Annotated in this window: 18 protein-coding genes and 1 other annotated feature; of the genes, 8 read left to right on the top strand and 10 right to left on the bottom strand. The window is 45.6% G+C overall.

Going from position 1 to position 19,113, the window contains the following annotated elements; translation table 11 throughout:
• Nucleotides 1-14: 14 nt before the first annotated feature.
• Complete coding sequence (locus tag DXD11_RS12835; RefSeq protein WP_055224254.1) at nucleotides 15-1,631, bottom strand: CTP synthase; 1,617 nt, start codon at nucleotides 1,629-1,631, stop codon at nucleotides 15-17.
• Nucleotides 1,632-1,984: 353 nt separating this feature from the next.
• Between DXD11_RS12835 and DXD11_RS12830 the strand changes: the two genes are divergently transcribed.
• Nucleotides 1,985-3,823 (top strand): metallophosphoesterase family protein, encoded by a 1,839-nt coding sequence (locus DXD11_RS12830; RefSeq protein ID WP_118758544.1) that lies wholly within the window; start codon nucleotides 1,985-1,987, stop codon nucleotides 3,821-3,823.
• Here the strand turns inward: DXD11_RS12830 and DXD11_RS12825 are convergent.
• The 5 genes from DXD11_RS12825 to DXD11_RS12805 all read right to left on the bottom strand — a co-directional run bounded on the left by DXD11_RS12825 (nucleotide 3,818) and on the right by DXD11_RS12805 (nucleotide 8,206).
• A complete protein-coding gene (locus DXD11_RS12825) occupies nucleotides 3,818-4,765 on the bottom strand; it encodes a DMT family transporter (RefSeq protein WP_118758543.1) in 948 nt (315 codons plus the stop codon). The genes DXD11_RS12830 and DXD11_RS12825 overlap by 6 nt on opposite strands.
• A 58-nt stretch (nucleotides 4,766-4,823) precedes the next feature.
• Nucleotides 4,824-5,447: a manganese catalase family protein gene (locus DXD11_RS12820; protein ID WP_118758542.1), complete on the bottom strand. Its 624-nt coding sequence runs from the start codon at nucleotides 5,445-5,447 to the stop codon at nucleotides 4,824-4,826.
• Entirely contained in the window at nucleotides 5,447-5,710 is a 264-nt protein-coding gene (locus DXD11_RS12815) for a spore coat protein CotJB (RefSeq protein ID WP_022216733.1), read from the bottom strand. The genes DXD11_RS12820 and DXD11_RS12815 overlap by 1 nt, the downstream gene beginning before the upstream one ends.
• A gap of 2 nt (nucleotides 5,711-5,712) precedes the next feature.
• Nucleotides 5,713-5,982, bottom strand: a complete 270-nt coding sequence (locus tag DXD11_RS12810; protein WP_158579444.1) for a spore coat associated protein CotJA — start codon at nucleotides 5,980-5,982, stop codon at nucleotides 5,713-5,715.
• A 79-nt stretch (nucleotides 5,983-6,061) separates the two neighbouring features.
• Nucleotides 6,062-8,206 (bottom strand): Tex family protein, encoded by a 2,145-nt coding sequence (locus DXD11_RS12805; RefSeq protein WP_082418111.1) that lies wholly within the window; start codon nucleotides 8,204-8,206, stop codon nucleotides 6,062-6,064.
• Between the two features lie 167 nt (nucleotides 8,207-8,373).
• Between DXD11_RS12805 and DXD11_RS12800 the strand changes: the two genes are divergently transcribed.
• Nucleotides 8,374-8,997 carry an HD domain-containing protein gene (locus tag DXD11_RS12800; protein ID WP_022216736.1) on the top strand — a complete coding sequence of 208 codons (624 nt, stop codon included), beginning with the start codon at nucleotides 8,374-8,376 and terminating at the stop codon, nucleotides 8,995-8,997.
• 54 nt (nucleotides 8,998-9,051) lie between these two features.
• Here DXD11_RS12800 and DXD11_RS12795 read toward each other — a convergent pair whose 3' ends face one another.
• Both DXD11_RS12795 and DXD11_RS12790 read right to left on the bottom strand, forming a co-directional pair.
• Complete coding sequence (locus DXD11_RS12795) at nucleotides 9,052-9,660, bottom strand: histidine phosphatase family protein (protein ID WP_055147975.1); 609 nt, start codon at nucleotides 9,658-9,660, stop codon at nucleotides 9,052-9,054.
• An 18-nt stretch (nucleotides 9,661-9,678) separates the two neighbouring features.
• Complete coding sequence (locus DXD11_RS12790) at nucleotides 9,679-10,353, bottom strand: uracil-DNA glycosylase (protein ID WP_015533416.1); 675 nt, start codon at nucleotides 10,351-10,353, stop codon at nucleotides 9,679-9,681.
• Between the two features lie 175 nt (nucleotides 10,354-10,528).
• Here DXD11_RS12790 and DXD11_RS14365 point away from each other — a divergent pair, with 175 nt between their 5' ends.
• Together DXD11_RS14365 and DXD11_RS12785 are read left to right on the top strand one after the other, a co-directional pair.
• Nucleotides 10,529-10,678 carry a hypothetical protein gene (locus DXD11_RS14365; protein WP_015533415.1) on the top strand — a complete coding sequence of 50 codons (150 nt, stop codon included), beginning with the start codon at nucleotides 10,529-10,531 and terminating at the stop codon, nucleotides 10,676-10,678.
• Nucleotides 10,679-10,751: 73 nt separating this feature from the next.
• Nucleotides 10,752-11,022: a binding site (T-box leader), on the top strand.
• A 49-nt stretch (nucleotides 11,023-11,071) separates the two neighbouring features.
• Nucleotides 11,072-12,736, top strand: coding sequence for a 2-isopropylmalate synthase (locus tag DXD11_RS12785; protein ID WP_015533414.1), 1,665 nt, complete (start codon nucleotides 11,072-11,074; stop codon nucleotides 12,734-12,736).
• 84 nt (nucleotides 12,737-12,820) lie between these two features.
• Here the strand turns inward: DXD11_RS12785 and DXD11_RS12780 are convergent, their stop codons facing one another.
• Nucleotides 12,821-13,234, bottom strand: a complete 414-nt coding sequence (locus DXD11_RS12780; protein ID WP_015533413.1) for a CBS domain-containing protein — start codon at nucleotides 13,232-13,234, stop codon at nucleotides 12,821-12,823.
• Between the two features lie 295 nt (nucleotides 13,235-13,529).
• Between DXD11_RS12780 and DXD11_RS12775 the strand changes: the two genes are divergently transcribed.
• Nucleotides 13,530-14,642 carry a hypothetical protein gene (locus DXD11_RS12775; protein ID WP_015533412.1) on the top strand — a complete coding sequence of 371 codons (1,113 nt, stop codon included), beginning with the start codon at nucleotides 13,530-13,532 and terminating at the stop codon, nucleotides 14,640-14,642.
• Here DXD11_RS12775 and yyaC read toward each other — a convergent pair whose 3' ends face one another.
• Nucleotides 14,643-15,194, bottom strand: a complete 552-nt coding sequence (yyaC, locus tag DXD11_RS12770; RefSeq protein WP_015533411.1) for a spore protease YyaC — start codon at nucleotides 15,192-15,194, stop codon at nucleotides 14,643-14,645.
• A gap of 249 nt (nucleotides 15,195-15,443) precedes the next feature.
• Here yyaC and DXD11_RS12765 point away from each other — a divergent pair, with 249 nt between their 5' ends.
• The 3 genes from DXD11_RS12765 to DXD11_RS12755 are packed head-to-tail and all read left to right on the top strand — an operon-like array spanning nucleotide 15,444 to nucleotide 18,803.
• Nucleotides 15,444-16,742 carry a LysM peptidoglycan-binding domain-containing protein gene (locus DXD11_RS12765; protein WP_118758540.1) on the top strand — a complete coding sequence of 433 codons (1,299 nt, stop codon included), beginning with the start codon at nucleotides 15,444-15,446 and terminating at the stop codon, nucleotides 16,740-16,742.
• 57 nt (nucleotides 16,743-16,799) lie between these two features.
• Nucleotides 16,800-18,089, top strand: a complete 1,290-nt coding sequence (locus DXD11_RS12760) for a DUF5711 family protein (RefSeq protein ID WP_022216739.1) — start codon at nucleotides 16,800-16,802, stop codon at nucleotides 18,087-18,089.
• Nucleotides 18,090-18,107: 18 nt separating this feature from the next.
• Nucleotides 18,108-18,803, top strand: a complete 696-nt coding sequence (locus DXD11_RS12755; RefSeq protein ID WP_015533408.1) for a CvpA family protein — start codon at nucleotides 18,108-18,110, stop codon at nucleotides 18,801-18,803.
• The last annotated feature ends 310 nt before the right edge of the window (nucleotides 18,804-19,113 follow it).

Genomic DNA, 19,113 nt, shown 5'->3' with positions numbered 1-19,113 from the left:
CCTGTCTCTATATATTATTTATCCATATGCTCAAGTGCAGCTGCTACAAATCCTTTGAAAAGAGGATGTGGCTTGTTTGGTCTTGATTTGAATTCCGGATGTGCCTGTGTTCCGATGAACCAAGGATGCTCAGGAATCTCAATCATCTCGACGATATGTCCGTCAGGTGACAGTCCGACAAGCTCCATTCCGTTGTCAGTCAGAGCCTGACGATAGTCATTGTTGACCTCGTATCTGTGTCTGTGACGCTCGTGGATATATTCTGTACCGTATAACTGGTATGACTTTGAATCCTTTGCAAGCACACAAGGATATGAACCAAGTCTGAGGGTGCCGCCAAGATCGGTTACATCGTGCTGGTTTGGCATGATGTGGATTACCTGGTGGAATGAGTTTGGATTGAACTCAGAGCTGTGGGCGTCTGAATATCCAAGTACATTTCTTGCAAATTCAACTATTGTGAGCTGCATTCCGAGACACAGTCCAAGGTAAGGAACCTTGTGTGTTCTGGCGTAATTGATAGAAGTGATCATTCCCTCTATACCTCTGTCGCCAAAGCCGCCCGGAACAAGGATTCCGTCTATATCGCCGAGGATCTCAGCGACATTCTCCTCTGTTACAAGCTCGGAGTCGACCCACTTGATCTCAACCTCTGCCTTGTTGGCAACGCCGGCATGCTTCAATGCCTCAACTACTGAGATATAGGCATCGTGAAGTGATACGTACTTTCCAACCAGAGCAACTCTTACATTCTTCTCAGGATGCTTCCATGCATCTATCATGCTTGTCCACTCGAGCCATGCGTGTTCTGCAGGTGGAGGACATTCCATATCCAGGCACTCACATACTACATCGGCAAGGTGCTCCTTCTCCATGGCAAGTGGAACCTCATACAGAACATCCACGTCAAGATTCTGTATAACGTTTCTGCTCGGCACGTTACAGAACAGTGCGATCTTATCCTTGATGCCCTGATCAAGAGGAAGATCGGAACGACATACGAGGATATCGGGCTGAATACCCATTCCCTGAAGATTCTTAACGCTCGCCTGGGTAGGCTTGGTCTTGATCTCACCTGAAGCCTTCAGATAAGGGATAAGAGTTACATGGATCATGATGCAGTTCTTAGGACCGACCTCATGCTGGAACTGTCTGATAGCCTCAAGGAATGGCTGGCTTTCGATATCTCCAACGGTTCCGCCGATCTCGATTATCGCTACCTCAGTATCCTTTGCATCGGGATTTCTGTAGAATCTGTCTTTTATCTCATTGGTGATATGTGGCACTACCTGTACTGTGTGTCCTCCGAAATCACCATGGCGCTCCTTCTGAAGGATGCTCCAGTATACCTTTCCGGTTGTTACATTAGAATTCTTGTTGAGACTTTCGTCTATAAAACGCTCATAGTGACCGAGATCCAGATCTGTTTCGGCGCCGTCGTCAGTGACAAAAACTTCGCCGTGCTGGATAGGGTTCATTGTTCCCGGATCAATATTGATATAAGGGTCGAACTTCTGGCTTGTGACTTTATATCCTCTCATCTTGAGAAGACGTCCAAGAGAAGCAGCAGTAATACCCTTACCGAGTCCAGATACAACACCACCAGTGACAAACACATACTTGACTGCCATAATTATATCCTCCATTAATACTTCAAAAAACTACATTAACATATTATAAGCAAGCCATATCTAAAAGTCAATTGAGAAAAACAAGTTAAAAACAAATTAAACTTGGCAAAATAATGCTCTGGCTGTTGAAATGAACGTTTTAGGGTCAGATGACATGAAATAATGAAGCGCATTGATGCGTGAAGGCTGTCGCACCTGTGCACGACATACATTATGTCGTTGCACTTGCGTGTATCGACATATACTAATATAATTATAAAAGAGTATGTAAATGTGGGGCGTGCGTCATGCTCACACATAACAAATACGGATTATAATGCATTTTCATGCTTGGGATTGGAATATACAGATTGATGAAAAAGATAACGTTTATACATATATCCGATGTGCTGCTCGGCGCGCTGCCTGACAGGGAGTGTGTATGGAGCGGCGAGAGGAAAAACGAAATATACATGACATTTGAGGCTGTGGTGGCACGTGCCGGGGAGCTTGACGTGGATTTTCTTCTGGTTGCAGGCAATCTGTTTGACCATCAGCCATCTGAGGAAGAGCTTGCATGGCTTGATGAGATATTTGGAAGCTTAAAGCATACAGTGGTCATATATGCTGCTGGATTTCAGGATAATCTGGGAAGTGATGCGCCGCTTCTTGACTATGGTTTCAAATCCCGTGTGTGTGTGATCGGAAGCCCTGGAATAAGACAGATTGGAGACAAGCAGACTGGAGACATGGGGTACACAGCGGTCAGGGATGAGCAGGCGACCATGGCACTGGATCATATTCATTTTCCGGACAAGGATGTTGATATATACGGCGTGAGTTATTTTGACAGGAAGATGGATGCCAGGGTGGTGGATGATGCAGAACCGCAGGATGAAGTGGTATGTAATGTGCTGATCGCATGTGGGGGTGACCGGAGACGGATGCCGGTTGACTGGAACAGGCTGCGTGCCAGTGGATTTAATTACATTGCGTTTGGCGGCCACCAGAAGTATCAGATGAAGATTCCGGGCAAGGCTTATTATTCTGGAAGTCCGGAGGCTGTGTCGAGAGAGTCAACAGGCGCACATGGATATATATATGGGGAAATGTCTGACGGAGTGGTTTCGACTAAGTTTGTGCCTGCTGCGGTCAGAGAATATAAAAGAATTGATTATCCGGTGGATAACGATACAAGGGACGGTGCTCTGACGGAGGCCATTCTGGGTATCCTGGAGCTTGAGGGACGTGACAATATATATTCCATATGCCTGAACCGTATGGCAGGTTGTGAGAAGAAATTTGATATATCATCCATGCTGAAGGATTACAGAATCCTGGCGGTGGAAGGTGAGAGATTTGAACGATCCGACTACAGTGAATACGCCAGAGCCAACAAAAATACAGAATTTGGCAGATTGCTCGATAAACTGAATGTAGCCGATCTTGAAAGCAGAGACGGAATAAAACTTGCGGTCGACATGATGATAGAGGTGTCGGGGCTGTATGCAAGATCGGGCAGAAAAATGGGCAGGGAGCTTTATCACGATACACTGAGACAGGTAAGACAGATACTCAGGATGAAATGTCAGACATACGAGGCGGACGCTGCGGTCAGGGAATATATGAGCCTGCAAAATGACTACGAGGTCAGCTCTGATGTTCTGGGTGAGCTTAACTCGGTATGGGCACAGGAGCGGAAAAGCGAACTTGAGATCACGACGCTCAGACGTCATCTGGAGGAGCTTCCTAAGGAGTACAGACGAAGCTGGATAAGGACTGGAGTAAGAACAGCACTTGTACCGCTCATGGTACTTGGAATATTGTCGATAGTTATAATGTATGCATTGGTCGCACGGGGGGATAATATTCTCCCGGACGGACGACTTGTGTATGCGATGCTCTTCGCTGTCGGAGCTGCGGGACTTGCATACTATATTGGATATGCATTGTCAAAATACTGGGGACTCAGGAAGAAGAGTGGAAGAAAGAGATTGACAGCGGAGCTTGAGGAAAGCAGGGCGGAACTTGATAAGCTCTGTGCACAGCGGGATGAGATACACAGCCGCAGAACCGGGCTGCAAAGCCTTGACGGACGAAGAAGAGATATATACGAAAAACTCACACACCGGGAGAAGCTTCTTGATGAAAAGCTTCAGGAGATCCGGGTTATGAGATGTGCGATAGATGAACTGGATGGACTTTCATCATGACAGATGGGTCTGTTCAGCTTTTACTATGTGTTTTTCATTGTGAAATGTCATTATGGCAACAACCTGTATGGATCCAAGAATCAGGAGAAAACCGATCAGATCCATGCGGGTGAACTGGGTTCCCAGAAAGATCCACGTCAGCAGGGCACTTGACACGGGCTCGACTGTGACAAATAGACTCGCCTTCACGCTTCCGAGGATGCTGATGCCGAGACCATATATTGTAAATGGGATGAGGGAGCCCACAATGGCTACCGCAAGTGAGGCTGCAATTATCCTTCCATCCATGTGAGGCAGTGAGAATGTTTTCGTGACCAGCGCAAGGAAAATGGAGGCTATGAGTGATGACCAGCCTATGATATTTACCAGACCATATTCATTGTAGAGCTTCTGAGGATAAAGGCAGTATATAGTGAAACATACCGCTGAGGTGAGTCCCCATATGAGCGCCGGCCTGGATATGGCAAGGGAATTCAGGCTGCCGTGTGTGGCGATCAGAAAGATACCAGCAAATGCACATACGACTGAGGCGGCTTCATATATATGAGGTCTCTTGTGCATGAATATTGTTGTGTACAACAGCAGCATGATTATGTATGTGAACTGGATCACTGTGCCGGTTGCGGCGTTGGAATGTTCGATGGAAGCGAAGTATGTGAACTGCACGCCCATGACACCTGAGAGTGCAAAGAACAGAATAGATATGACACTTTTAGGCTTTGACCATATGGTCAAAGCCTTTTTATCTCTCTTTACGGCGGCGATGACAAGCAGTACGACACCGGATATAAACTGTCTGATTATGGAAAGCTGTGTGGCATTTACATCTGACGACTGGAACACGTATTGTCCAAGGACTCCGCTTATGCCCCACATGATTCCGCATGACAGAACCAGTATGATTCCGAATCTCTGTGAATGGTTGGTCTGTTTTTCTGACATAACACCGCCTCTTCTCTTGTTAAAAGTGACATCATTTTACCACCGATATTTCTAATTTTCAATTATTCTTTAAACAAGGTGCCTTGGTGTCAAATGAAGGGTTGAATGCATAGAAATTCTTGTGATCGATGGTATCTTTTACAGCCTCAAGGCATTCGCCAAATCTCTGGAAGTGCACGATCTCCCTCTCGCGCAGGAATTTGATAGGCTCATATACGTCCGGGTGATCCTTGCACAGTCTGAGGATGTTGTCGTAGGTCGACCTGGCTTTCTGCTCAGCGGCCATATCCTCAAAAAGATCTGTTATCGCGTCGCCCTTGCACTGGAATTCGCAGGCGTTAAATGGAATTCCTCCTGCCGCCTGGGGCCAGATGCCGATGGTGTGGTCGATATAATATTTGTCAAATCCAGATGCCTTGATCTCCTCGATGCTCAGATCCCTTGTGAGCTGGTAAATGATGGTCGCAACCATCTCGAGATGGGCAAGTTCCTCGGTTCCGATGTCGGTCAGAGCCGCCTTGACCTTCTTGTCAGGCATGGAATATCTCTGCGACAGGTATCTCATGGAGGCGCTCATTTCGCCGTCTGGGCCGCCGTATTGACTGATTATGTCCTGAGCCAGCTTTGCGTTGGTTTCCTTTATATTTATAGGAAATTGTAATCTTTTCTCATAAACCCACATTAGCAGTTACACTCTCCTTCCCATGGCCAAGGGTCATTGACCCAGTTGAAATAGTTGTTGTCAGTGACCTGATATTTGTTCAGCGGCCCATACATGTTCACGTAATCATTTATAGCCTGGGTGCGCATGCTCTGATAGTTGTCATAGCTCGAAAGCGCCTTGGTGCAGTCGGGATGAAGGTCGAGATAGAGCGCAATATCGTCAAGTGCAAAAGAGACCTCTGTGATAAAGCGCAGAAGCTGTTTTTTGTTCATTTTATTCATGCCTATTTCCCCCTTACCCCGCAGAATATCAGATTGAGATCCTTGAACATGGTTCCCTCCACAAGTCCGCACTTTGCATCGTACAGATTTTCAAAGGGCTGTTCAGGGATATAAGCCATTCCAAGGGGCCTGCCTGATCTTGCGGATGGGGCAGTGCCGGATTCACAGGAACGTGGCTTGGAGCCGGATGAGGCGGTATATTTAACAGAGGTTCCCTGGTTATAGTAGCATCGATTCTGGCCGTTACGGCAGCAGTTTCTGTTTTGTTCCACTATAAAAGCCTCCATACATAAGTTTTCTCTGTATAAACTATGCTGGAGGCTTAAATATGTTACTGTATTTTGTCGTGTGTTAAATACCCTTCATGGAGAGCTGTATGCGTTTCTTGGCGAGGTCTATGCCGATGACCTTTACCTGGACAATGTCGCCGACGCTCACCACGTCAAGAGGGTGCTTTATGAATTTGTCGGACATCTCTGAGATGTGGACAAGTCCGTCCTGATGAACACCTATATCCACAAATGCACCGAAGTCGATCACGTTTCTGACGGTTCCCTTGAGTATCATTCCCTCTGTCAGATCCTTCATCTCAAGGACATCTCCTCTGAGGATCGGCTTTGGCATCTCGTCACGGGGATCACGGGCAGGCTTTTCAAGCTCCTTTATGATGTCGTTGAGAGTTATCGTTCCTGTTCCCAGCTCCTCAGCTAGCTTTTTGATGTTGCCGGCGGCTTTTGAAAGATCCTTGAGCCTGCCGGATGCAATGTCATCGGTTGTGTAGCCGATGTGGCTCAGCAGGGCAGTGGCTATATCGTAACTCTCAGGATGTACAGATGTGGCATCCAGAGGATTTGAGCCGCCGCTTATCCTCATGAAACCTGCGCACTGTTCAAATGCCTTAGGTCCGAGCTTGGCAACCTTGAGGAGTTCCTTTCTGGTTTTGAAGCGTCCATTTGCCTCTCTGTAATCCACGATATTCTTGGCCAGCGTCTTGTTTATTCCGGAAATGTGCTCCATAAGTGGGGCAGAAGCGGTATTGAGGTCGACGCCGACTTTATTTACAGAATCCTCAACAACTGCGTCCAGGGCTTCTGTCAGCTTCTTCTGGTTCATATCGTGCTGATACTGACCGACTCCGATAGCCTTTGGATCGATCTTGACCAGCTCTGCCAGAGGATCCTGTACTCTCCTGGCGATGGAAGCCGCACTTCTCTGACCAACATCAAAATGAGGGAATTCCTCGGTTGCAAGCTTGCTGGCGGAGTAGACAGAAGCTCCTGCCTCGTTGGTTATCACGTACTGTACAGGTGTGTCAAGTTCACTGATGAGCTCGGCGATCACCATCTCTGACTCTCTGGATGCCGTACCATTTCCCACGGATATGAGAGTTATGCCGTACTTCTTTATTAGAGCATTCACAGTATTTTTAGCCTCTGCAACCTTCTTCTGAGGTGCCGTTGGGAATATGACAACGGTGTCGAGAACCTTTCCGGTCGGATCCACAACTGCGAGCTTACAGCCGGTTCTGAACGCCGGATCCCAGCCGAGCACGGTCTGTCCTGCGATAGGAGGCTGCATGAGGAGTTGCTGCAGATTCGATGCAAATACCTTGATGGCACCGTCCTCAGCGGTCTCTGTGAGGGCGTTTCTGATCTCCCTCTCGATGGCAGGGGCTATGAGCCTGTCGTAGCTGTCTGCGATCGCGTCTGAAAGTATCTGTTCGGTCTCAGGATTGTCTCTGACGATGATCTGTTTTTTCAGATATGATATTATGTCGTTGACCGGTGCCTCGATCTTTACTGTGATGAACTTTTCCTTTTCACCGCGGTTAACGGCGAGGGTTCTGTATCCGGTCATCTTGGATACAGGGGTGGAGAAGTCGTAGTACATCTCGTATACGGATTCAGCCTCCGGGTCCTTTGCTGTTGTTCTCAGCACACCGTGTCTGGTGGTGAGGTCTCTTATGTGAGTCCTGTAATCGGCGGTGTCAGATATATTTTCAGCGATTATGTCCATTGCGCCTGCGATGGCTTCGCTGGTGTCTGCAACGCCCTTCTCCTCAGACACATAAGCTTCAGCTTCCTTGACTATCGGAGTTCTGGTCATCTGCAGCATGATGATGTTTGCAAGCCCCTCCAGCCCTTTGTCCTTGGCGATGGTTGCCCTTGTCTTTCGCTTAGGCCTGTATGGTCTGTAGAGATCGTCGACCAGAACCATGGTCTCGGCCTTCTCAATGTCCGTCCTGAGCTGATCTGTAAGTTTTCCCTGCTCCTCTATACTTGCGATGACCTGAGCCTTTTTGTCCTCGAGATTTCTAAGGTATACAAGTCTTTCGTGAAGAAGACGAAGCTGTTCGTCGTTGAGGGAGCCGGTGGCTTCCTTTCTATATCTGGCGATGAATGGAATTGTGTTGCCATCATCGATGAGTTTTACCGCTGCTTCAACCTGGCTGTCGCGACAGCCTATCTCCTGAGCAATTTTCTTGATTATGTCCATGTATATACTCCTTTTGTAAAGTGTGATGTGCAAAGTAAAAAATATTTCATTGTAAATGTAAAATTTAATAGAAGCACATTTGTTAAGTATATAAAAAATGGATAGATTATTCAAGGCTGCTATGTTATACTTTGTGTAGTTTGGGATGTACTGAAAGGGATAAGAAGATGGCTGACATGACACTGGGAAAAGGCGTTGATGATATGGTTGGACCGGATGTACAGGTTTCAGAACGCATACAGCAGGCTATGGATATGGCAAAAGCATTTCATGAAGGGCAGATGCGCCGGGGAAATGGCGGTATGAAGCCTTATTATGATGAGCATATACTTGGCGTATACAATATCCTGAGAGAAGAGTGCGGGATAACCGACGAGGATATCCTCATAACTGCACTCCTTCACGACACGGTTGAAGATACAGAATGTACACTTGACGATATAGAGAGTGCATTTGGCGCGGACATACGCGAACAGGTAAGACTTCTGACTAGGATACAGGGGGAACCGTTTTCCGTATATGCCAGGAGGTTATTTTCCCAGGGTTCGTACCAGACGGTGATCGTGAAGCTTGCGGACAGGCTTCACAATCTCAGAACGATAGTTTACATGCCTGATGTGAGGTGGATACAGAAGAAGATAAAGCAGTCGTATACAGACATTCTCAATCCCCTTCCCGAGGCTATGCGGAGAATAGACGGAAGATATAATGAACAGATATATATGCTCGCAGATAAGATAGAAGAGCAGATACTGGAAGTGCAGAGAGCACTGAACCTGAAACATTCATGATAGGTTGTATCATGGATGAAGCCGGGACAGTGCTCTTTGTTTTTATTATACTGTCTAATAGAAAATTTTTGTCTCGTCGATGATCGTATATACGTTGTCTGAGTAGTCAAGCATTATCACGTTGCAGTTCTGCTGCAGCCCGCCTGACCAGAAATCCTCGAGCGGATGCTTTTTTACATGCATCATCATTGCTTTGTTTATCGCACCGTGGGCAACGATCATGATCCTTGAATATTTTGAGGAGAGTGGCTCCACATACTCAGTCATGAATCTGGCCGCCCGCTGGCAGAGTTCCTCAAATGATTCACCGTTTCCAACCGGGTGATAGAGCTCAGGATGCTTGAAGAAATACTGAAAATCCTGACCTCCGTCTGCCAGAAGTTCTGACATATTCTGCCCTTCCCAGTCACCAAAGCACATTTCCTTTATGAGGTCATTCTTCACAATTGGAATGTCCCTGCCGCCGACAATGAGGCTGGCTGTCTCGTAAGCCCTCTTAAGCGGACTGGAAAACACCATATCAAAGTGTGTGTCTCTCAGATTTTCTCCTGTGATCCTGGCGAGCTCTCGTCCTTTGTCGCTGAGCTCAATGTCAGTCCGGCCCTGAAGCAGCTTCTTTTTATTCCATACGGTTTCACCGTGTCTTACAATATAAATCTCCATGTGTACAGTCCTCCAAAATCAAATGTCCTCGATCTGCCAGTCGATAGGCTCGACTCCGTTTGCAACCAGGAAATCGTTGGTCTTGCTGAACGGCTTGCTTCCCCAGAAGCCCCTGTATACAGACAGTGGACTTGGGTGTGCGGACTTCAGGATCAGGTGGTGTGGGTTGTTCAGGAATGCGGCCTTCTTCTGGGCGTATGCACCCCACAGGATGAACACGATAGGTCTGTCCTGCTCGTTCAGGATCCTGATCGCTGCATCGGTAAAATGTTCCCAGCCCTTTCCCTGATGGGAACCGGCTCTGTGAGCCTGAACGGTCAGCACGGCATTGAGCATGAGGACTCCCTGGTCGGCCCACTTCTCAAGATATCCGTTATTGGGGATCTTACATCCCAGATCATCGTGAAGCTCCTGATATATGTTGACGAGCGATGGTGGTATGGTGACACCTGGTTTCACACTGAAACTCAGACCGTGTGCCTGCCCTGGCTCATGATATGGATCCTGACCGATTATCACACATTTTACATGGGATAACGGCGTTGTGTGAAATGCGTTGAATATATCATCGGCTGGTGGGTAGACAGTTTCCGTTGCGTATGCCTGTCCCACAAAATCAAACAGCTTTTTATAGTAAGGTTTCTTATATTCAGGCTTAAGATATTCAGCCCAGTCATTTGTTATTGCTGGCATATTGATACTCCTTTTTGTATACAAATATAATGATCCGAAACACAGTTATTTTATCACGGGCGGGGTGCAAAGTAAAATAAACTAATTCAAGTTTTAAGTTGTAAGAAGCAATATCACATGATATACTTACTATATCTGAGAATTGATAAAGACTTATAGAAAGGAGCATATGAGTATGGAGAAAGCATATAAGACTATGAAGCAGGTTGGAGCACTCAACATAGCACTTGGGGTTATAACGATAGTTACTGGTCTTGTAGTGGGTATACTGATGCTTACAGCAGGCGGAAGATCTCTCAAGAACAAGAGATTTATTGTCTGGTAGAACTGTTAATATATATAGGATTATAGCTAAAAGGGGTTGACATCTGACACTTGTATGTGTTAGAGTCAGCCTAGATAATGCGATGAAGAGGAGCAGTAGAATTCTGGAGATGTTCAGAGAACCGCCGGTTGGTGTGAGGCGGTGATCGATAGGGTTTGAACTCGCCTTGGAGCAGCCCGCTGAATGGCACGTCAGATGATCGTGTGAAGTAGGAAGGGACGGAGCCTGACCGTTACAGCAGGAGGGTATAAGACGGCGGTAAGTATATCGTTCATCTGTATCTGCGATGAGAGCATACATTATTGTATGAAATAGAGTGGTACCGCGTAACTTACGTCTCTATAGTGATTAGGAGATGTGAGTTTTTTTTTGCTTAAGTAGGAGGTTATATCAATGAAGAATTATCAGAATTACAAGCGTGGCTATTACATGCCGCCGGTACAGTGCACAGACTGGGTAAACAAGGAGTATATTGACAAAGCACCTATCTGGTGCAGCGTGGATCTGAGAGACGGTAATCAGGCCCTGATCGTACCTATGAGCCTTGATGAGAAGCTGGAATTTTTCAAGGAGCTTGTCAGGATCGGTTTCAAGGAGATAGAGATCGGATTTCCTGCAGCGTCCGAGACTGAGTACGAGTTCTGCCGAACACTTATAGAGCAGGATCTCATACCTGATGATGTCACGATACAGGTACTTACACAGGCAAGACCACATATCATAGAGAAGACATTTAAGGCTATAGAGGGTGCAAAGAACGTGATCGTACATCTGTACAATTCAACATCATTTGCCCAGAGACAGCAGGTGTTCAGAAAGTCAAAGGAAGAGATACTTAAGATAGCAGTGGATGGAGCAGAGCTGCTCAACAAGATGGCTGATGAGTACGGCGTTCCATATCGTTTTGAGTATTCACCGGAGAGCTTCACCGGAACAGAGGTTGACTATGCACTTGAGGTCTGCAACGCAGTTATCGATGTATGGAAGCCGACACCGGACAGAAAGGTTATAATCAACCTCCCTGCAACAGTCGAGATGTCACTTCCGCATGTTTACGCAAGCCAGATAGAGTATATGAGCAAGAACCTCCACGACAGGGAGAATATTATCCTGTCACTTCATCCTCATAATGACAGAGGCTGTGGAGTGGCAGATGCAGAGCTTGGTATCCTTGCCGGCGCAGACAGAATAGAGGGAACATTATTTGGAAATGGTGAGAGAACAGGAAATGTGGACGTGATCACACTCTGCATGAACATGTTCACCCATGGAGTTGACCCTGAGATAGATCTCAGCGATATACCATCGCTCACAGAGATGTATGAGAGAGTTACAGGAATGAAGGTTTACGAGCGTTCACCATATACAGGAAAGCTTGTATTTGCCGCATTCTCAGGCTCACATCAGGATGCCATTGCCAAGGGAATGAAGTTCAGAAAAGAGCAAGGTGACGGAATGTGGACCTGTCCATATCTGCCGCTTAACCCTGAGGATATCGGAAGAAAGTATGATGGCGATGTTATTAGAATAAACAGCCAGTCAGGAAAGGGTGGAATTGGATTCATCCTCCAGACAAAGTACGGCTTTGACCTTCCTGCAAAGTTCAGAGAGGATCTGGGCTACACAGTAAAGGATGTGTCAGATAAGGAGCACAAGGAGCTCAGTCCAAAGGAAGTATTGGATATATTCCAGAATACATATGTCAATATAGATGGCCCTATCAAGATGCTTGAGAATCACTTCGTACAGGGAGATGGAATATCCACAGAGATAACTATTCTGAAGAACGGTGTGAAGAAGGTTTACCACGGCAAGGGAAATGGACGTCTGGATGCCGTGAGCAACGCTATAAAGAAGCACTTTGACATACAGTTCAAGGTCGTATGCTACGAGGAGCATTCACTCCAGACTGGCTCAAACTCACAGGCAGTTGCCTATGTCGGAGTCGAGACTGTCGATGGTAAGGTTACATGGGGCGCAGGAATAAAGAACGATATCATAGACGCATCTGTACATGCACTCGTGAGCGCCGTCAACAGAACGGGAGATCTCAATTAGATATTAAATTAGGGATTAAGATATATTGAATTACATTAAAATACCCGGATGTGCAGGCGAAATGCTTACATATCCGGGTGTTTTTTATGATTCGCTGGTCTTAAGTTTCTTATAGCAGTAACCGATGATATCCTTTCGTGTAACTATGCCGATGAACTTGTTCTGATCGTCAACCACCGGAACAAAATTCTGGACCATGGCTCTGGCTATGAGATCCTCCATGTTGGAACTGATGGATACGGAGGCGTACTCGAATTTCTTTGGAATATCATTAAGGAAGATGCTCTCTGCGGTTTTGAGCGCGTTCATCGAATTGCGCTTGCAGTACCAGAGAATGTCGCCCTCCGTTATGGTGCCGACATATTCACCGGTGTTGGATAGTATCGGTATTGCAGAATATCTGTGTATCTCCATCTTCTCAAGTATCTGTCTGAGTGAAAAACTGTCCTCAATATATGCTACATCGCTCTTAGGTGTAAGAAAAAATAAAATGTTCATGCCGCTTCTCCTTGTCATATATAATTTGTAATTTTACAGCCCCATTCTGTAAATGATAAATACCATAAATATTGCTTATCGCCCATATGTAATAATTATAAAATATAATCAGTATGAGTTCAATTAAATTACTGTGAAATAATAGTGACCGGGTGCATGATAAGAAAGTATTTTCAGAATATAATCCGAAATGTGTCAGATATGTCAGAAATTGCAAAATTATGTTGTTAATTAGTAGGCGATTTGATATTATAAATTTGATATGCACTATTATAAGAGACATAAGGAGGACTGTATGGGATCGGAGAATGTTTTCCAGGAGAATCAGGAATATCTTATAAAGGCAAGGGAGCTGGTGGTGGCTATCGATGATGTGCAGGACAACCTTGAACAGGTGAGAACGGCACAGAGAAAGACCAGCAGGAGTATCTCACAGGAGGAAAAGGGCCTTTCTGATGAGATCAGTTCAACCTTGAAAAACAGAAAGAATGAGATAGAGGATGGATACGACCAGCAGCTTTCGGCGAACGGAGCCAAGATAAGGCAGCTTCAGTCAAAAAAAGATAAGAAGAAGACGGAGCGTATGGGCAACCGAATAGAGAGCGAGACGGCCTCCCTCAACGAGAGCAACAGACAGCTCAGACTCAAGGCAAAGGAGCTGTTTAAGCAGAACAATGTATCGGGCTTCTGCAATACGGGCTTTTTCTACTGTATGTTCGCTCCGTGCGGAGCAGGCGACGTGTTTAAGCTTATACTGCTTATACTCCTGTTCTGCGGATGTATACCGGCGATTGTATGCGTGGCGCTTTCATACACCATATACCAGACCGGAGTTCACACTTTGACGTATGTGGTGATCAGTCAGGCGATTGTCATAGCAGAATTTATCATATATTTCATAGTGTTCAATCTTGCCAAGGTAAAGAATCTTGAGATCGTCAATGAGGGCAGGCGGATAAGAAACAAGGTCCGCGCCAACAACAAGCAGATAAGGATCATCAGAAACTCGATAACAAGAGACAAGGATGAGAGTGTATATAATCTTGGCAAATATGATGAAAAGCTCAGCGAGCTTGAGGCGGAGCGCGAGGATATAAGCAATCGCAAGCTTGAGGCGATAAAAGTATTTGAGAATGATACAAAACAGGTTATAACTGATGAGATAACAGGAAGACGGCAGCCGAAGATCGACGCACTTAAGGCGGATCTGAAGCAGCTCGAGGAAAAGATCAATGCCATGGAGTCACAGCTTGCTGATATGCAGAGCCATCTGACTGACAGCTATGTCACATTCCTTGGCAAAGATCTGCTCACAGAAGAGAAACTCTCTGATCTTATATCGATCATGGAGGAGGGCACGGCAAGCACAGTGTCAGGCGCCATAGAGGTTTATAAGGGAGAGAGCTAGTCAGTGTGTCGATGATGACAGTATGGCGTCAGAGATGAAGCGTGCCATATTGCTGACGGTATACAGCCTGGTGCTCTGAAGAAGACTCATACCTGGCTTTCCAGACAGATTTACAATCCCGGTGATGGAGATATCTCCTATCGCCGGGAGTTTTTTATTTACACCGATTCCGGGGTACAGGGGGGCGTTAGAGAGCGTGATCATACCTACATCTGAAGGACGTCCAAGGGATGCGTCGACGGCGATGATGGCGGGGGAGACAAAATGGTCGTATATATGGTGTATGGTATCGCGCAGATTGAGGGCGTGGACCGGAGCTTTTAACGTTCCGTATACTTTGAAAGGACAGTTGTGCTCTGTCAGAAAGCTGCCTGTCAGAGGGCCGAGAGCATCACCGGTAGCGCGGTCGGTTCCTATGCATAAAACCACGGTGCTGTCAGAAGGTTGCCCGCTGTCTGCCAGAAAATCCGATATTCTGGTTGAAAGCGCACGGCAGGCAAGAATGTCATTTGGATTAAAATATTCTGTTTGTCGCTGCTTCTTTTTTATCATATCAATACCCTGCCTGTGTTTTATAGTATAGAGTATTTCCAAGATTATCAAAGTTTACACAATAGATTCATAAAGCGCTCATTTACGTGATCCTGTAGATATAGGTCGTAATAGGCTGGAATATAGGGCGCAGTTACACACATCAAATGACATGATTTCCTAAAAAAGCGTCTTGTCAACATGGTATTATTCATGCATCGTTGGCGGAGCTGTAAGGGCTGATGCTTAAGAGTATAGGAGGTCGGGTGAATGATAGAGATAGTATATGATGAAGCAAATGAGATGATGAGGTCAAGCGACAGGGTGAAATATGAGCTGCCCAAGAATATACGACAGGTGGGAAATGCCCCGGGAAATTACAAGATATATGTAGAAGACTATGTCATGACATATCTGAGGAGAATTGCATCGCCGGGCAATATGAACTGCCGTGGAGCCATACTTCTCGGAAAAGTATATGATGAAAATGGCACAAAGGTGATATTTGTCAGCGGCGCAGTGGATGCACAGAATCTTGAATTTGACATATCCATGATAAAATTTGGTGACAGCGAGTGGAGCGGGATATATGCGGAGATAAACAAATACTTCGATGACCTGTCAATCGTGGGATGGTTCCTGTCCAGAATGGGTTTCTCTGCAGAGATAAACGATCAGATGAAAAGGCTGCACCGCGATAATTTCCCGGGTGAGGGAAAGATCCTGTTCCTTATGGATGCACTGGAGTGTGAGGAGGCATTTTATTATTACGATCACGGGACCCTTATGAGGGAAAAGGGATACTATATATATTATGTGAGAAATGAGAAAATGCAGAACTACATAATCAGCAGAAAGCGTGAGACTGCGGAATCTGCGACAGACAGTGTGGTAATAAAGGATAAGACGGTCGTTGAAAACTTCAGAGAGAGGGGGAAACAGACGGAGAACCGGAAGAAGAGAAGCTGGGGTACAACCGCGGCGTGCTTTGTTGCGGTATGTGCGGTGTCATTTGGCGCATTGTGGTACATATCCCCGGATACAGTGGGGCAGATAACGGACAGGCTGACAAAGGCAAAACATTCAGGTGAGGTTCAGGTGTTCATGAACAGTGCAGACACCATGGCCGGTGCTGAGAAAACAGTGGGAGGAGCTGCATCCGGAGATGCCTATACACAAAAAAATACGCAGGGATCACAGAACACGGAGGCAACTCAGAATGCGGAAGGGGTGCAGGATACAGAGATGGCACAGAAAGCAAATGGATCGCAGGATATATCAGTGGCGAAAGGCGCGGGGAATACAAGTGCTTCGGTGGAGGGAACTTCGTATGGCTCGGAATACACTTCGGACAGTGTTTCAGATGAAGCTGTAACATCAGAGATACCTTCTGTGCCGGAGGATACGGAGAGCATCTATGTGGTTGAACCTGGGGACACTCTTGTGAGTATATCGATAAAGATGTACGGAACGCAGGATGGCGCAGAGAGTATAGCGGCGGTAAATGGCCTGAAGATAGATGAACCTATATATGAGGGCCAGAAATTGGTTATTCCCTATACAGATTAAAAATGCTATAATTACCATGTTTTTTTATAGTGAATAAAGAACAGAAGGAATACGGATATGAAATTTTTAACCAAAAAGAAAAAAACTGCGGATAAGGAAATTGCTGCGGGCAGAGACGATGAAAAACAGGAAGTTCAGAATCAGACAGAAGATGATATGGACGAGGAAAGCCTTGCAAATGGCAGGGATAATGTCATTGAAGTAAAACGTACCATGGGCAAAAAAGGCAAAATGCTCCTCGCTATCGCAGCAATTGTGGTTGTGCTAGGACTTGTCACTGCACTTTTGAGATATAATGCGATAAAGACATACACTCAGTATGATGTGGTGTCAGCGACGGAAACATCAGGTGACAATATAGCAGATTACACGGTGTTTGCGGGAAATGTGCTGAAGGTGACCAAGGACGGTGCATCTTACATAGATGAAAAAGGCGTGACAAAGTGGGATGTGAGCTATGCGATGAAGATGCCACACGCAGAGGTGTGCGGAAACTACGCGATAGTTGCGGATATGAACGGTAAAGATGTGTATGTGTTTAATGTTGACGGCGAAGTCAGCCGTCAGACTCTCGCTTACGACATCTCAAATGTTGATATTGCAGAGCAGGGAGTGTACACCCTTGTACTTGTGGGAGAAGACTGCAATTATATCAATGGATACGATAAGGACAGCAACACGATCTATGAGCTCAAGACCACGATAGATAAAAGTGGATACCCTATGGATATAGACATATCGAACGATGGACAGAAGCTGGTCACAAGTTATATGAAGATACAGGGCACAAAGGTACAGTCTGTGATAGCCATGTACAATTTTAGCTCGGTTGGACAGAATGAGAATGCTGATCGTATGATGGGAAGCTATACAGTGGATGATGCATTGTATCCTATCGTGAAATTTACAGATAATGACAATATTGCATGCTTTGGTAATAAAGATATAAGAACATACACTATGACGGAGAAACCGGAGGAGAGAGCTGTTATAGATCTCAGATCCAGGGAGATGCAGGGCGTATTCTATAATTCTTCCTGCGTGGGTTATATTGCTGTCTCGGATTCTGCCTCAAAGGCGAAATACAAAATATATATATATGACAACAAGGGTGCGCTGAAGGCTGAAGTGGACTACGACAATGCATTTGACAAAATATATGCAACTGAAGAGGAGATAATAGTCACGGGAGATATGGACTGCAGTATAATCAGGTTTAATGGAAGTATGAAATTTAATTATTCATTCACCAAGAATCTTGTAAATGTTGTGCCGGACTCAAACGAGGAGGAGTATGTGGTCATATTTGAAAATGAGACGCAGACTATTGCCCTCAAGGGCATGTAAGAGAAAGGAGAAGCGCATATGAATCTGATGTTGCTTGCGTCTGTGGCGGTTATTCTTCTGTGCGCCCTTATCGGATACAGGAGAGGTCTCATCAAAAGTGCGGTAAGTGCAGTGGGCATAGTAGGAGCGGTGATCCTGACAAATGTGCTGAATCCGTATGTAAACCAGTTCCTCTGTCAGCATACACCACTCAGAGACACCGTGAGGCAGAAGGTGGAGCAGAGCATAGGAGTGGAAGATATCAGTGAAAGTGTATCTGTCTATGAGAAAGAAGATTATCTAGAACATACAGAACTGCCGGAGATCGTGAAGAACTACATACGCAGTAACGGCGGAGACAAGATAAATGGAAAGGCGATCGGAGACTATGTGGCATATGTTGTGGATTATCTCACAGATATGGTCATGAACGGACTGTCTTATCTGTTAACCATATTTGTGGTGCTACTGCTCGTGCTGATAGCTCTTGCGTTATCGCATGTTCTGTCGGGTATCCCCGTGGTCGGTGGACTGGACAAAGCAGGCGGACTTGTTTTTGGTGTTGCACAGGCTGTGTTGTGTATATGGATCGCAATGGTTCTCATAACGTTTTTGTCAGCATTCTCAGTGGCTTCGCAGATGCTGGAAATGGTACACGACAGCAAGGCTCTCACATATCTGTACGATAAAAACATTTTTTTGAAAATAGTTATTGACATATTGGGAGATATTTAGTATAGTTTCACTTGCTGGTTGTGACCGGCATAAGTTAACATCGATTTTCTTCTTCTGTCACTGGAATATGATGACAAAGAAAATGAAAAAGTTGTTGACATACACACTTCGGTGTGGTAATATTTAGAAGTTGTCGCCGAAGAGGTCGGACATCAGCAACCGAAAAGATCTTGAAAAAAGATAAAAAAGTTGTTGACAAAGAACTTCAGATGTGATAACATATAGAAGTTGTCGCTGAGAGACGAGAACACAAAGAACCTTGAAAAATTAACAACATGACAACCCTGAAATTCCAAACAAGAATTTCAAG

It is taken from the genome of Coprococcus sp. TF11-13 (assembly GCF_003481085.1).
GTDB lineage: Bacteria > Bacillota > Clostridia > Lachnospirales > Lachnospiraceae > Coprococcus > Coprococcus aceti.
Note: the sequence above shows the minus strand (reverse complement) of the source record. Positions and strands in the feature narration are given on the sequence as shown.